At 71.6% G+C, this 13,318-nt stretch carries 9 protein-coding genes; 4 read left to right on the top strand and 5 right to left on the bottom strand.

The features are described 5' to 3' along the window. Positions 1-124 precede the first annotated feature (124 nt). From RNB18_RS14575 to RNB18_RS14560, 4 genes are read right to left on the bottom strand one after another with little or no spacing between them, the layout of a single operon-like run. Positions 125-1,903 (bottom strand): ABC transporter ATP-binding protein, encoded by a 1,779-nt coding sequence (locus RNB18_RS14575; protein WP_311714515.1) that lies wholly within the window; start codon positions 1,901-1,903, stop codon positions 125-127. Beyond that, positions 1,900-3,591 (bottom strand): ABC transporter ATP-binding protein, encoded by a 1,692-nt coding sequence (locus RNB18_RS14570; RefSeq protein WP_311714514.1) that lies wholly within the window; start codon positions 3,589-3,591, stop codon positions 1,900-1,902. The genes RNB18_RS14575 and RNB18_RS14570 overlap by 4 nt, the downstream gene beginning before the upstream one ends. Before the next feature lie 16 nt (positions 3,592-3,607). Further along, on the bottom strand, positions 3,608-5,467 hold the full coding sequence (locus RNB18_RS14565) for an ABC transporter ATP-binding protein (protein WP_311714513.1): 1,860 nt from the start codon (positions 5,465-5,467) through the stop codon (positions 3,608-3,610). Beyond that, a complete protein-coding gene (locus RNB18_RS14560; protein WP_311714512.1) occupies positions 5,464-7,263 on the bottom strand; it encodes an ABC transporter ATP-binding protein in 1,800 nt (599 codons plus the stop codon). The genes RNB18_RS14565 and RNB18_RS14560 overlap by 4 nt, the downstream gene beginning before the upstream one ends. A gap of 183 nt (positions 7,264-7,446) precedes the next feature. Between RNB18_RS14560 and RNB18_RS14555 the strand changes: the two genes are divergently transcribed. Genes RNB18_RS14555 through RNB18_RS14540 form a run of 4 tightly spaced genes read left to right on the top strand, consistent with a single transcriptional unit; the run spans position 7,447 to position 10,981 of the window. Beyond that, positions 7,447-8,352: an ABC transporter ATP-binding protein gene (locus tag RNB18_RS14555; protein WP_311714511.1), complete on the top strand. Its 906-nt coding sequence runs from the start codon at positions 7,447-7,449 to the stop codon at positions 8,350-8,352. Then, positions 8,349-9,083, top strand: a complete 735-nt coding sequence (locus RNB18_RS14550; RefSeq protein WP_311714510.1) for an ABC transporter permease — start codon at positions 8,349-8,351, stop codon at positions 9,081-9,083. Before RNB18_RS14555 ends, RNB18_RS14550 begins: the two co-directional genes overlap by 4 nt. Positions 9,084-9,108: 25 nt before the next feature. Next, positions 9,109-10,353, top strand: coding sequence for a sensor histidine kinase (locus RNB18_RS14545; RefSeq protein WP_311714509.1), 1,245 nt, complete (start codon positions 9,109-9,111; stop codon positions 10,351-10,353). Continuing rightward, the gene (locus tag RNB18_RS14540) at positions 10,343-10,981 is read left to right on the top strand and encodes a response regulator (RefSeq protein WP_057616264.1); all 639 of its coding nucleotides are present in this window, start codon (positions 10,343-10,345) and stop codon (positions 10,979-10,981) included. Before RNB18_RS14545 ends, RNB18_RS14540 begins: the two co-directional genes overlap by 11 nt. A 19-nt stretch (positions 10,982-11,000) precedes the next feature. Here the strand turns inward: RNB18_RS14540 and glgX are convergent, their stop codons facing one another. Further along, positions 11,001-13,238, bottom strand: coding sequence for a glycogen debranching protein GlgX (gene glgX, locus RNB18_RS14535; RefSeq protein WP_311714508.1), 2,238 nt, complete (start codon positions 13,236-13,238; stop codon positions 11,001-11,003). Between the last annotated feature and the right edge of the window lie 80 nt (positions 13,239-13,318).

Below are 13,318 nucleotides of genomic sequence, written 5' to 3'. Positions count from 1 at the left end.
AGCGAGAGATCTGTGAGGTTGCTGTGAAGCGGCCGTGGGAAGCCTGGCACCGGAAAGCCCGTACTGTCAGGAGCGCGTCAGGAACTTGGCTGGAAATCGTTCGTTGTCCGGGAGTTCATGTTCGCTATACGGACTTTCCACCCTGGTCGGACACCGAGGGCCGGTCCCCGTGCCACGACCCCCACAGCGCCGCGTAGGCCCCGTCCGCCGCCACCAGCTCCTCATGCGTACCGAGCTCGGTCAGCAGACCGTTCTCCATCACCGCCACCCGGTCCGCGTCGTGCGCCGTGTGCAGCCGGTGCGCGATCGCGATGACCGTGCGTCCTTCGAGTACGGCGGCCAGGGCCTGCTCGGTGTGCCGCGCGGTCGTGGGATCGAGGAGCGCGGTCGCCTCGTCGAGGATCAGGGTGTGCGGATCCGCCAACACCACCCGGGCCAGGGCGAGTTGCTGCGCCTGTGAACCGTCCGTACGGCAACCGTTCTCGCCGAGCGCGGTGTCGAGCCCCTCGGGCAGCTCCCGCACCCACCCGTCGGCTCCCACGGCGGTCAGGCCGGCCCACAACTCCTCGTCCCCGGCGCCGGGTTCGGCGATGAGGAGGTTGTCGCGGACCGTGCCCAGGAAGACGTGGTGCTCCTGGGTGACCAGGACGACCTGGCGGCGCAGCTGCTCGGGGTCGAGGCCGACGACGGGGACCCCGCCGACGGTCACCGATCCGGAAGTCGGCGCGTCGACACCCGCGAGCAGCCTGCTCAGAGTGGTCTTCCCGGCGCCGGACGGGCCCACGACGGCCAGGCGTTCACCGGGGCGCACGGTCAGGTCGACGCCGTGCAGGACCTCGCCGCCGCGGCCGTAGGAGTAGCGCACAGCGGTGACGTCGATGCGGTCGTCGGCGGGGGCGGGGGAGGTCTCGGCGGAGGCCCGCGGGGCCGCGGCGAGGCCCTCCACGCGGGCGAACGAGGCACCGCTGGACTGGAGTTGCTCCACCCGCACCAGGATCTGGTCGAGCGGGTTGACCAGTTGCTGGAGATACAGGGCGGCCGCCACCACCGAGCCGAGGCTCATCACACCCTGCGCGTGCAGCACGCCGCCGACCAGGAGCACACCGGCCACGGGCAGGATGTACGCCACCTCCACCACCGGGAAGAACACACTGCGCAGGTAGAGGGTGTAGAGGCGGGTGCGGCGGGCCGTGTCGAGAGCGTCCCGGCTCGCCCGGACGCGCCGCTCCTCGAGCCGGAGCGCCTCGACCGTGCGGGCGCCGGACGCGGTGGCCGCGAGGATCTCGGCGACGTCGGAGGTGGCGGCGCCCTCGGCCAGGTAGCCGTCCCTCGCCCGCCGCAGATACCAGCGCAGGACGAACCAGATGGGCAGCAGACCGAACACGCCGACGGCACCGAGCAGCGGGTCGAGGAAGAACACCGCGGCCAGCAGGAACAGGAACTGCACGGAGTTGATGAGGAGTTCGGGTCCCGCGTCGCGGAGTGTGGTGCCGACGGTCGCGACGTCCGCGGTGCCCCGGGCGGTGAGGTCGCCGGTGCCGGCGCGTTCCACGACGGAGGCGGGCAGGGCCAGGGTGCGCTCCACGAACTCCTCGCGGACGCGGGCGAGGGTGCGTTCGCCGAAGCGGTGGCCGACGTAGCGGGCCCAGCGGGCGAGGAGGAGCTGTGTGCTCGCGCACACCACGAGGACGAGCGAAAGCCGGTCCACCGCGGCCACGCCCTCACCGGCGCGCACCTCGTCGATGATCCGGCCGAGCAGCCACGGGCCGGCCAGACCGCTGACGGCGGCGAGTGAGTTCAGGGCGAGTACGACGGTGAAGGCGCGGGTGTCTTTGCGTATCAGCCGGACGGACGCGCGCCGTACGGAGGCCTGGTCGGCGACCGGGAGGTGGCCCCTGCTCATTTCATGACCTCCGCGTCTCGTGCGACCAGGGCTCGGTATCCCGGTTCCTCGGTGAGGAGTTGCTGATGGGTGCCGGTTGCCGCGAGTTTGCCGTCGACGAGGTACAGGACTGTGTCGGCGTGGTCGAGGACGAGGGGGGAGGTGGTGGTGACGGCTGTGGTGCGGCCTTCCCTGGTCTCGCGCAGGCGCTTGGCCACGAGGGCTTCTGTGTGGGCGTCCAGGGCGGAGGTGGGTTCTATGGCCAGGAGGATTTCCGGGTCGGCGAGGAGGGCCCTTACCAGTCGGATGCGTTGACGCTGGCCCCCGGAGAGGTTGCGGGCCTGGGCGTCCATCGGTGAGTCGAGGCCATCGGGGAGAGCTTGGACGATGTCGTCCGCCACGGCTGCGTGTATGGCGGCCGCGGGGTCGGAGTCCGCACCCATGATCACCTCGCGCAGTGTGCCCGCGAACAGGTCGGCCTCGTGGTCCGCCAGCAGGATGTGCTCTCTGATCCGGTGCAACCGGATCTCGTCCAGGGGGACTCCGGCCCAGGTCGCGCGCGAGGGGGTGTACCGGGCCAGGCGGTCCAGGACCGTCGCCGTGTCCGAAGGGCGCGCGCAGGCCAGTGCCGTCAGGCGGCCCGGGAGGATGCGGACGTCCGACTCCGGGTCGTGCAGAACCGAGGGCTCTGCGGGAGCATCCCGCGTGCCCCGGTCCTCCAGGGGCTCCAGGCGCAGGAAGCGTACGACCCTTCTCGCCGCCACCACGCCCCGGCTGAGCTGGTAGCCGCACTCCACCCAGAACGCCACCGGGCCCACCAGGACCGCGACATAGCCGTACACCGCGACCAACTCGCCCACGGTGATCTCACCTTGGGCGGCCAGGCGGGCCGCGAGCCAGGTGACCACGGCGAGGAACAGCGTGGGCAGGCCCACGCCGAGGGCCTGGACCCAGCTGGTGACCGCGCCGACCCGGTAGCCCTGGGCTTGCAGGTGCCGGCTGTCGCGGTGGAAGGCGTCGGCGACCAGGCCCTTGCCGCCGAGGCCGTTGAGGACACGCAGGCCGCCCGCGAGGTCGGCGATGCGGGAGGTGAGGACGCCCTGGCGGTCGCGGTACTCCGTCTCGGCGCCCTGGAGGCGGGACAGGAAGGGGCCCACGAGGAGGACGATCGCCGGGATGCCGAGGAGGACCACGGCCGCGAGGAGCGGGGAGACCGACACCAGCAGGGCGGCCACCGTCAGATAGGCGACGCACGCGCCGACGCCCGGGCCGACGACGGTCAGGGCCTGGGCGATCGTCTGCACGTCCCCCACGCCGATCGTGACGACCTCCCCGGCCCCGGTCCGGCGCGAGAGGGCGGCGCCGAGGCGGACCGCCTGTCCGACGACCACCTTGACCGTGCGGAAGTTGGCGTCCATCCGCACCCGGGTCATCGTGCGGTGCCGCATGATGCTCAGCCAGGCGTTGAAGGAGCCGACCGCGAACAGGGCGGAGCACCAGCCGGCGAGCGCCGCCCAGTCGCCCGGTTCCAGGCCCTCGTCGATCGCCTTCGCCATCAGATACGGCGTCGCCGCCAGCAGCACCATCCAGGAGCTGCCCAGCAGCGCCCCGGCGACGGACCGCCCGGGCTGGCAGCGGACCAGCCACCACAGATACCGCCAGCCGCCCCGGACGTCGGGCGTGCCGGGGTCCTCGTACGCGTCGATCACCTGTCCCCCTGTCGATTCACGCCAGGCTGTCCCGCCAGGCCCGGTGCAGATCCGCGAACCGGCCCGTGCCCGCGACGAGGTCGGCCGGTGTGCCGTCCTCGACGATCCTGCCGTGCTCCATGACCAGCACCCGGTCGGCGATCTCCACGGTGGACAGCCGGTGCGCGATCACCACGGCCGTACGGCCCTTCAGGACCGTCGTCATCGCGCGCTGCACGGCCCGCTCGCCCGGGATGTCGAGCGAACTGGTCGCCTCGTCCAGGATCAGCACCGCCGGATCGGCGAGCAACGCCCGTGCGAACGCCACGAGTTGGCGCTGGCCCGCCGAGATACGGCCGCCGCGCTTGCGTACGTCCGTGTCGTAGCCGTCGGGCAGGGCGCTGATGAAGTCGTGCGCGCCGATCGCCTTCGCCGCCTGCTCGATGTCCTCGCGGGTGGCGTCCGGCCGGCCGATCGCGATGTTCTCGGCGACCGTGCCGGAGAACAGGAACGCCTCCTGCGTCACCATGACCACACCCCGCCGCAGTTCGGGCACGGCGAGCTCGCGGAGGTCGACGCCGTCCAGAAGGACGCGGCCGTCCGAGGGGTCGTAGAAACGGGCGAGGAGCTTGGCGAGCGTCGACTTTCCGGCGCCGGTCGAGCCGACCACCGCGACCGTCTGCCCGGCGGGCAGGGTCAGATCGAAGCGGGGGAGCACCTCGCCGCCGGTGCGGTAGGCGAAGCGGACGCCGTCGAAGACGACCTCGCGACCCGGGTGCTGCGACTCGAGGGCCGGGAGCTGCCTGGGTGTCACCGGCTCGGGCACGGTCGGGGTCTGGGCGAGCAGGCCCGCGATCTTCTCCAGGGAGGCCGCCGCCGACTGGTAGGAGTTCAGGAACATTCCGAGCCGGTCGATCGGGTCGTACAGCCGCCGCAGATACAGCACCGCCGCCGCCAGTACACCCAGCTCCAGCGAGTCCTGCGCCACCCGGTAGGCGCCCCACAGCACGATCCCCGCGACGGCCGTGTTGGCGACCAGCCGGGAACTGACGACATAGCGGGCCATCTCCAGCAGCGCGTCGCCGTTGACCCGCTCGTGCCGCTTGTTCAGTACGGCGAAGTCGGCGTCGTTGGCGGCCTCGCGGCGGAACGCGCGGACCGGCCGGATGCCGTTCATCGTCTCCACGAACTTGACGATCACGGCGGCGATCGCGGTCGACCGCTTCCGGTACACCCGGCCCGCGCGCCGCCGGTAGCCCCGCACGAGCAGGTACAGCGGCACGAAGGACGCCACCGCGACCGCGCCGAGGGCGAGATCCAGCCAGAGCAGCAGGGCGGAGATGTAGAGGAAGGACAGGATGACGGTGACGAGTTCCTGCAGGCCCTCATTGAGCAGTTCGCGCAGCGACTCCACGTCCGTCGTCGAACGGGAGATGAGACGGCCCGAGGTGTAGCGCTCGTGGAAGTCGATGCTCAGCGCCTGCGCGTGCCGGAAGATCCGGCCGCGCAGGTCGAGCAGCACGTCCTGGTTGACGCGGGCGGAGACCAGGATGAACGCGTACTGGAGTCCGCCTGAGGCCAGCGCGGACAGCAGATAGCCGGCGCCGACCGCGATCAGCGGGCCGTTGTCGTGGTCCCGGAACGCCGGAACCGCGCGGTCGATGGCGTACGCGACCAGCAGCGGGCCCGCCTGCACGGCCGCCTGCTGGAGCAGCAGCAGGAACGTGGTGAGGGTGACCCGCGCTTTCATCGGGGCGAGCAGGGAGCGCAGCAGGAGGGAGGTGGCGCGCGGGGGAGTGGGCAGGCGGTCGCGGTCGAAGGCGTCCACCGCGTCCTCGTGACGGGGGAGCTCCGGTTCGTCGTCCGCGGTGGGGGCGTTGGTGGTGGGGGCCGTCATCGGTCGTCGTCCTTCGCTTCCCCGGTGCCGGACATGAGGTGGGCGTACTCGGCGTTGGTGCGCAGCAGTTCGTGGTGGGTGCCCACGGCGGTGATGCGGCCGTCGGACAGCAGCGCGACGCGGTCGGCGAGCAGCACGGTCGAGGGGCGGTGCGCCACGATGAGCGCGGTGGTGTCCGCGAGGACGTCGCGCAGCGCGGCCTCCACGGCCGCCTCGGTGTGCACGTCCAGCGCGGACAGGGGGTCGTCGAGGACGAGGAACCTGGGCTTGCCGACCACGGCCCGTGCGAGGGCGAGGCGTTGGCGCTGGCCGCCGGAGAGGCTGAGGCCCTGTTCGCCGACCTGGGTGTCGGTGCCGTGGGGGAGGGCGTGTGCGAAGTCCGCCTGCGCGACGGACAGGGCGCGGTCCAGTTCCTCTTCGTCCATGCCCAGCAGGACGTTGTCCTTGACGCTGGCCGAGAAGAGGGTGGGTTCCTCGAAGGCGACAGCCACTCTTGAGCGCAGCTCTTCTCTGGACATGGCGGTGATGTCCTCGCCGTCCAGGGTGATGTGGCCGGATGTCACCTCGTGGAGGCGGGGGACGAGGGCGGTGAGAGTCGTCTTGCCGCTGCCCGTCGTGCCGACCAGGGCCATGGATTCGCCGGGGCGGATGTGGAGGTCGATGAGGTCGAGGATGGGTGGGGAGTCCTCGGGGGCGTCGGGGTAGCGGAACCGGACGTTGCGGAACCGGAGGCCTTGCTCGTCGGCTGCGGGTTCGTGGGGGCTGGGCGCGCCGTTCCCCGCGCCCCTTGAGTAGGCCTCCTCTTCCGGCACTTCATTGATCACTTCGAAATAGCGCTCAGTCGCCGTTGCCGCTTCCTGGGTCATCGCCAGCAAGAAGCCGATGGATTCCACCGGCCACCTGAGCGCAAGCGCTGTCGACAGGAAGGCGACCAACGTGCCCGCCGACAACTCCCCGTCGGCCACCTGCACGCAGCCCAGGACCAGTGCGGCCCCGATGGCCACCTCGGGGAGGGTGGTGATGACCCCCCAGATCGTGGCCAGCAACCCCGCCTTGCGCAGCTCGGTTCCCCGCAGCTTCCCGGACAGTTCACGGAACGCCCGCGCCTGGGAACGGTGGCGTCCGAAGCCCTTGATGATCCGGATGCCGAGCACGCTCTCCTCGACGACCGTCGTGAGGTCGCCGACCTGGTCCTGGGCGAGCCGCGCCACACGGTGGTACCGCTTCTCGAAGACCATGCACGTGATCACCACGGGGATGGCCGGACCCAGGATCACCAGCCCGAGCGTCCAGTCCTGGATCAGCATGATGATCACGCCGACGGTGATCGTCACGCTGTTGACCAGCAGGAACGTCAGCGGGAAGGCGAGGAACATGCGCAGGAGCATGAGGTCCGTGGTGGCCCGGGACAGCAGCTGGCCGGACGCCCAGCGGTCGTGGAAGGCCACCGGGAGGCGCTGGAGGTGCCGGTACAGGCCCGCCCGCATCTCCGCCTCGACATGGGAGAGCGGTCTCGCCACCAGCCATCGCCGCAGCCCGAACAGCAGTGCCTCCGCGAACCCGAGCAGCAGCAGGTACAGCGCGCCGAGCCATACGCCCGCGGTGTCCCCGTCGGCGACCGGGCCGTCCACCATCCACTTCAGGACGAGGGGGATCACCAGCCCCGTACAGGAGGCGAGGATCGCCACGAACGCGGCGGTGAACAGCCGCGCGCGGGCCGGCCGGACATACGGCCACAGGCGCAGCAGGGTGGTTGCCGCCGATCGGTCCTTGGTGGTTGCACGTGTCGTGGACATCAGCTGCGAGCCTACGGACCGGCACTGACAACGCCCACCTAGTTTTGGCCGGACCGGAATCGGCCGTTGGTCCTACGACCTGCATGTTCGAGGGGTCGTACGGCCGCATCCGCCGATCGGTTGATGCCGGTTCGAGCGCGACGGGCGATGTGGCGGCGGGGTCCGTCCCGGGACGCTGATGCCATGTCCGTCATCGAAGTCAGCGAACTGCGCAAGTCCTACGGCGGCCGGGCCGTCGTCGACGGTGTCTCCTTCGCCGTCGAGGAGGGCGAGATTTTTGGAATTCTTGGCCCGAACGGCGCCGGGAAGACCACCACCGTCGAGTGCGTCGAGGGTCTGCGGATTCCCGACGCGGGCCGCGTGCGGGTCACCGGTCTCGACCCCGTCGCCGACCACGCGCGCGTGGCCCGCGTCCTCGGCGCCCAGCTCCAGGAGAGCGAACTCCAGGCCAAGCTCACCGTCCGCGAGGCCCTGGAGCTGTACACCGCGTTCCATGACGAGCCCCTCGACTGGCGCCCGCTCGCCGAGCGCCTGGGGCTCACCCAGAAGCTCACCACCCGGTTCGGCAAGCTCTCCGGTGGCCAGAAGCAGCGCCTGTTCATCGCGCTCGCGCTCGTCGGCAACCCCCGGGTCGTCGTCCTGGACGAGCTGACCACCGGCCTCGATCCGCGTGCCCGCCGCGACACCTGGGAGCTCATCGAGGACATCCGCGCGAACGGCGTCACCGTCCTGCTCGTCACGCACTTCATGGAGGAGGCGCAGCGGCTCTGCGACCGGATCGCCGTGATCGACAAGGGCCGGATCGCCGCCCTGGACACCCCGGCGGGCCTCATCCACCGCTCGGCGGGCGCCACCGTCATCAGCTTCACCCCGTCCGCCCCGCTCGACGCACACGAACTGAACACGCTGCCCGCCCTCGCCTCGATCGAGGACCGGGACGGCCGCCTCACCCTGTCCGGCACCGACGAGACCGTGAACGCCGTGATCACCCTGCTCGCCCGCCGGCACGTCACCGCCCACCAGCTCCGGGTCGTCGACGCCACCCTCGACGACGCCTTCCTCGACCTGACCCAGGAGGCCACGGCATGAACACCGCCGTACTGCGGACCGAGGTCCGACTCTTCCGCCGCGAACCCGGCGCCCTCTTCTGGATCCTGCTGTTCCCGACCCTGCTCCTGGTGATCCTCGGCTCGATCCCGTCCTTCCGGAACCACGAGGCCGACCTCGGCGGCCTCAGGACCATCGACGTCTACGTCCCGGTGGCCGTGCTCCTCGGTCTGATCGTCGGCGGTCTGCAGTCCATGCCGCAGACCCTCACCGGCTACCGCGAGCGCGGCATCCTGCGCCGCATGTCCACCACCCCGGTCCGCCCGACCGCCCTGCTCACCGCGCAGATGACCGTCTACGGCGGCGCCGCCCTGGCGTCCGCGCTGCTGGCCCTCCTCGTCGGGCGGTTCGCCTTCGCCGTACGACTGCCCGAGCAACTGGTCGGATACCTGCTGGCCCTGGTGCTGGCCGTGCTGGCCGCCCTCGCGCTGGGCGCGGTGGTCTCCGCGCTGTCCCGGACGACGAAGATCGCCGGTGCCATCGGGTCCGCCGTGTTCTTCCCGGCGATGTTCTGCGCGGGCGTGTGGGCGCCGGTGCAGACCATGCCGGACGTCCTCGCCCGGATCGTCGGGTACACCCCGTTCGGCGCGGCCGCCGAGGCTCTGAACCGGGCCGCGGCCGGCGGCTGGCCGGGCTGGACCCACCTGGGCGTGCTCGTCGCCTGGACGGTGCTGCTCACGGCCGCCGCGTCGTGCTGGTTCCGCTGGGAGTGAGGGACGGGCCGTGCAGACTGGGGAGATGAACGCGTCGGACGCCAGGATCGACCGGTACTGGGAGCGGCTGCACGTCTGGGGGCCGTACGGGCTGCTCGGCACCAGCATCGTCCTCGCGGTCGTCTCCGCGGGCATCGTGGACGGCCCCGTCGACTGGTATCTCATGGGGGCCCTGGTCGTCGCCGCGATCGTTCTCCAGGCGTGGTGGCACGGCACCCGGTACCGCCGCGTCAGGCGCGGCCGCAGCCCCTCCCGGGCCGGCACCGCGTACTACGCCGTGCGCTGGGCCATCGCCTTCGTGCTGACCTGGATCAACCCGTTCTTCGCGTTCTACGCCGCCACCGGCTACATGGACGCCGACGAGCTGATCCCGGGCCTGTGGCGGCGGCTCGGACTGTTCGCGAGCGCGGTCACCGTGGCGGGCGCGCAGGCCGGCGGGCTGATGCCGGACAGTACGGCCCAGTGGCTCGGGTTCGCCGCGCTCCTGGCCGCCAACTTCGGTCTGCAGTCGGTGGTCGCCCACATCACCGAGCAGGAGGAGCAGCGCTCCCGCGAGCGCACCTCGACCATCGAGGCCCTGCAACAGGCGCTCGACGAGAACGCCGCCCTTCACGCCCAACTCCTCGTCCAGGCACGGGAAGCGGGTGTCGCGGACGAGCGACGGCGGCTCGCCGCCGAGATCCACGACACCCTCGCCCAGGGCCTGACCGGCATCATCGCCCAGCTCCAGGTGGTCGCGAACACGCCCGACGAGGGCCAGGCCCGCGAGCACGTCCACCGCGCCATGGACCTCGCCCGGCACAGCCTCGGCGAGGCCCGCCGCTCGGTGCACAACCTCGCCCCCGTCGCGCTGGAGCACGACGGGCTGCCCCAGGCCCTGAAGAACACGGTCGCCGACTGGGGCGAACGGACCGGAATCCGCGCCGAGTTCACCGTCGCCGGAACCACCGAGCACCTTCACGACGAGCTCTCGGCCACCCTGCTGCGCATCGCCCAGGAAGCCCTCTCCAACGCCTCCCGGCACGCCCGGGCCGGACGCCTCGGCGTCACCCTGACCTTCCTGGGCGACGACGTCATCCTCGACATCCGCGACGACGGAGTCGGCTTCGACCCCCTCGCCGTACCGCCCCGCTCCCGCACCGGCGGCTTCGGACTCGACGGCATGCGGGCCCGCGCCGAACGCATCGCGGGCTCCCTCACCGTCGAGTCCGAACCGGGCCACGGCACCGCGCTGTCGGCTCGCGTACCGTTGGTCCGCCATGACCAGTGACATCTCGGTGCTGATCGTCGACGACCATCCCGTCGTACGGGACGGTCTGCGCGGCATGTTCGAGTCCGCACCCGGCTTCACCGTCCTCGGCGAGGCGTCCGACGGCGTCGAGGCCGTCGAGCGGGCGACCGCTCTCGATCCCGACGTGATCCTGATGGACCTGCGGATGCCGGGCGGGGGCGGGGTGGACGCCATCCGCGAGCTGACCCGCGCCCGGGCCCGCGCGAAGGTCCTCGTCCTGACGACGTACGACACGGACTCCGACACCCTGCCCGCCATCGAGGCGGGTGCGACCGGCTACCTCCTCAAGGACGCCCCGCGCGACGAACTGTTCACGGCCGTGCGGGCCGCGGCGGCGGGCCGTACGGTCCTGTCCCCGGCCGTCGCCTCCCGCCTGGTCTCCGCGGTCCGCGCCCCCAGGGCCCCCGGCAACGAACCCCTCTCCGCCCGTGAGCGCGAGGTGCTGGCCCTGGTCGCCAAAGGCACGTCCAACCGCGAGATCGCCCGCGAGCTGTTCATCAGCGAGGCGACCGTGAAGACCCATCTCACCCACCTGTACGCCAAGTTGGGCGTGAAGGACCGCGCGGCGGCGGTCGCGACGGCGTACGAGCGGGGCATCCTCGGCTAACCGGCGCGGCAACGTCGTCTCAGCCGGCCACCCGCAGCAGCAGCACCGCCCGCGCCGGAACCGTGATCGACGCCCCCGCCCGGTGCACCACGCCCGGCGCCTCCTCCTGCTCCTCCCTCGACGTGTCGACGACCACCTCGTAGCGCTCCGCCCACGGCGGCCCCGGCAGCAGGAAGCTCGCCGGCCGGTCCCCGGCGTGCAGGACGGCGAGGAAGCTGTCGTCCACGATCGGCGCACCGCGTTCGTCCCGGCCGGGGATGTCCCGCCCCGACAGATACATGCCGAGCGTCCCGGCGGGGGCGTACCAGTCCCGCTCCGTCATCTCCGCGCCGCGAGCCGTGAACCAGGCCAGGTCGCGCAGCCCGTCCGCGGAGTGGGCCCGCCCCGAGAAGAACGCCCGGCGCCTGAGCACCGGGTGCCGATGGCGTAGTTCGATCAGCCGGGCGGTGAGGTCGAACAGGGCCTTCCAGCCGGGGTCCTCCAGCAGACCCCAGTCCACCCAGCTGATCTCGTTGTCCTGGCAGTACGCGTTGTTGTTGCCGCGCTGGGTGCGACCCAGCTCGTCGCCGGCGACCAGCATCGGCACACCCGTCGACAGCAGCAGCGTGGTGAGCAGGTTCCGCAACTGCCGCCGCCTGAGCGCCCGTACGCGCTCGTCGTCCGTCTCCCCCTCCGTCCCGCAGTTCCAGGCCCGGTTGTCGTCCGTGCCGTCCCGGTTGCCCTCGCCGTTCGCCTCGTTGTGCTTCCGCTCGTACGACACCAGGTCCCGCAGGGTGAAACCGTCGTGCGCGGTGATGAAGTTGACCGAGGCGTACGGCCGGCGCCCGCCCCAGGCGTACAGGTCGCTGGAACCGGAGAGGCGGTACCCGAGATCCCGTACGTCCGGCAGGGCGCCCCGCCAGAAGTCCCGTACGGCGTTGCGATAGCGGTCGTTCCACTCCGTCCACAGGGGCGGGAAGGCGCCCACCTGATAGCCCCCGGAGCCCACGTCCCAGGGCTCGGCGATCAGCTTCACGCGCCGCAGCACCGGGTCCTGGGCGATGACCGCGAGGAACGGGGACAGCATGTCGACGTCGTGCATGGAACGGGCCAGCGCGGCGGCCAGGTCGAAGCGGAAGCCGTCCACGCCCATCTCCGTCACCCAGTAGCGCAGGGAGTCGGTGATCAGCCGCAGGACATGCGGCTGGACCACGTGCAGGGTGTTGCCGCAGCCCGTGTAGTCCGCGTAGCGCCGGGCGTCGGACTGCAACCGGTAGTACCCCCGGTTGTCGATGCCCTTCAGGGACAGCGTGGGGCCCAGCTCGCCCGCCTCCGCCGTGTGGTTGTAGACCACGTCGAGGATGACCTCGATCCCGGCCTCGTGCAGCGCGCGCACCATGCGCTTGAACTCGCCGACCTGCTGGCCCGTCGTACCGGAGGCGGCGTAGGCCGCGTGGGGCGCGAAGTAGCCGATGGAGTTGTAGCCCCAGTAGTTCTTGAGGCCGCGCCGCAGCAGGTGGTCCTCGTGCGCGAACTGGTGGACGGGGAGCAGCTCGACGGCCGTGACGCCGAGTTTCACGAGGTGCTCGATCGCGGCCGGGTGCGCCAGCCCGGCGTACGTCCCGCGCATCTCCTCGGGGATGCCGGGGTGCAGCGCGGTGAACCCCCGCACATGCACCTCGTAGATCACCGAGTCGGCCCACGGGGTCTTCGGGCGGCGGTCCTCGGCCCAGTCGTCGTCATCGTGGACGACCACGCCCTTCGGGACGTACGGCGCCGAGTCCCGGTCGTCCCGTACGGTGTCCGCGACCTGCTGCTGGGGCCAGTCGCGGACATGGCCGTACACCTCGGGCGGCAGGCTGAAGTCGCCGTCCACCGCGCGGGCGTACGGGTCGAGGAGCAGCTTCGAGGGGTTCCATCGGGCACCGGTCCACGGGTCCCAGCGGCCGTGCACCCGGAAGCCGTAGCGCTGGCCGGGCATGACACCGGGCACGAAGCCGTGCCAGATCTCGTGGGTGAGCTCGGTGAGCCGGGCCCGGGTCTCCTTGCCGTCCGCGTCGAACAGACACAGCTCGACCGCCTCGGCCCCGCCCGCCCACAGCGCGAAGTTGGTCCCCGCCACCCCGTCCGGGCCGACCCGGAACCGGGCGCCCAGCGGCGTCGGCGCACCGGGCCACACCGGCACGGCGGGCACCTTGCGCTGCGCGCCGTTCACCAGCGCGGCGGGGCGCTCCTCGGCGGCTTCGGTCACCGCCTCCTGCTCGGCTGCGCTGGACACCGGTCGGCCTCCCACGGCTCATGGAGCAACGCGGAAAAGGGCGCACGGCGTCCCGGCCGCGACACCCCCTCGCGTCGTTC

This window comes from Streptomyces doebereineriae (assembly GCF_031845645.1).
GTDB classification, from domain to species: domain Bacteria; phylum Actinomycetota; class Actinomycetes; order Streptomycetales; family Streptomycetaceae; genus Streptomyces; species Streptomyces canus.
Note: the sequence above shows the minus strand (reverse complement) of the source record. Positions and strands in the feature narration are given on the sequence as shown.

Coding starts and splice junctions, on each gene's coding strand:
- RNB18_RS14575 (WP_311714515.1), bottom strand. CDS start 1,903: ATGAGCAGGGGCCACCTCCCGGTCGCCGACCAGGCCTCCGTACGGCGC.
- RNB18_RS14565 (WP_311714513.1), bottom strand. CDS start 5,467: ATGACGGCCCCCACCACCAACGCCCCCACCGCGGACGACGAACCGGAG.
- RNB18_RS14560 (WP_311714512.1), bottom strand. CDS start 7,263: ATGTCCACGACACGTGCAACCACCAAGGACCGATCGGCGGCAACCACC.
- RNB18_RS14555 (WP_311714511.1), top strand. CDS start 7,447: ATGTCCGTCATCGAAGTCAGCGAACTGCGCAAGTCCTACGGCGGCCGG.
- RNB18_RS14550 (WP_311714510.1), top strand. CDS start 8,349: ATGAACACCGCCGTACTGCGGACCGAGGTCCGACTCTTCCGCCGCGAA.
- RNB18_RS14545 (WP_311714509.1), top strand. CDS start 9,109: ATGAACGCGTCGGACGCCAGGATCGACCGGTACTGGGAGCGGCTGCAC.
- RNB18_RS14540 (WP_057616264.1), top strand. CDS start 10,343: ATGACCAGTGACATCTCGGTGCTGATCGTCGACGACCATCCCGTCGTA.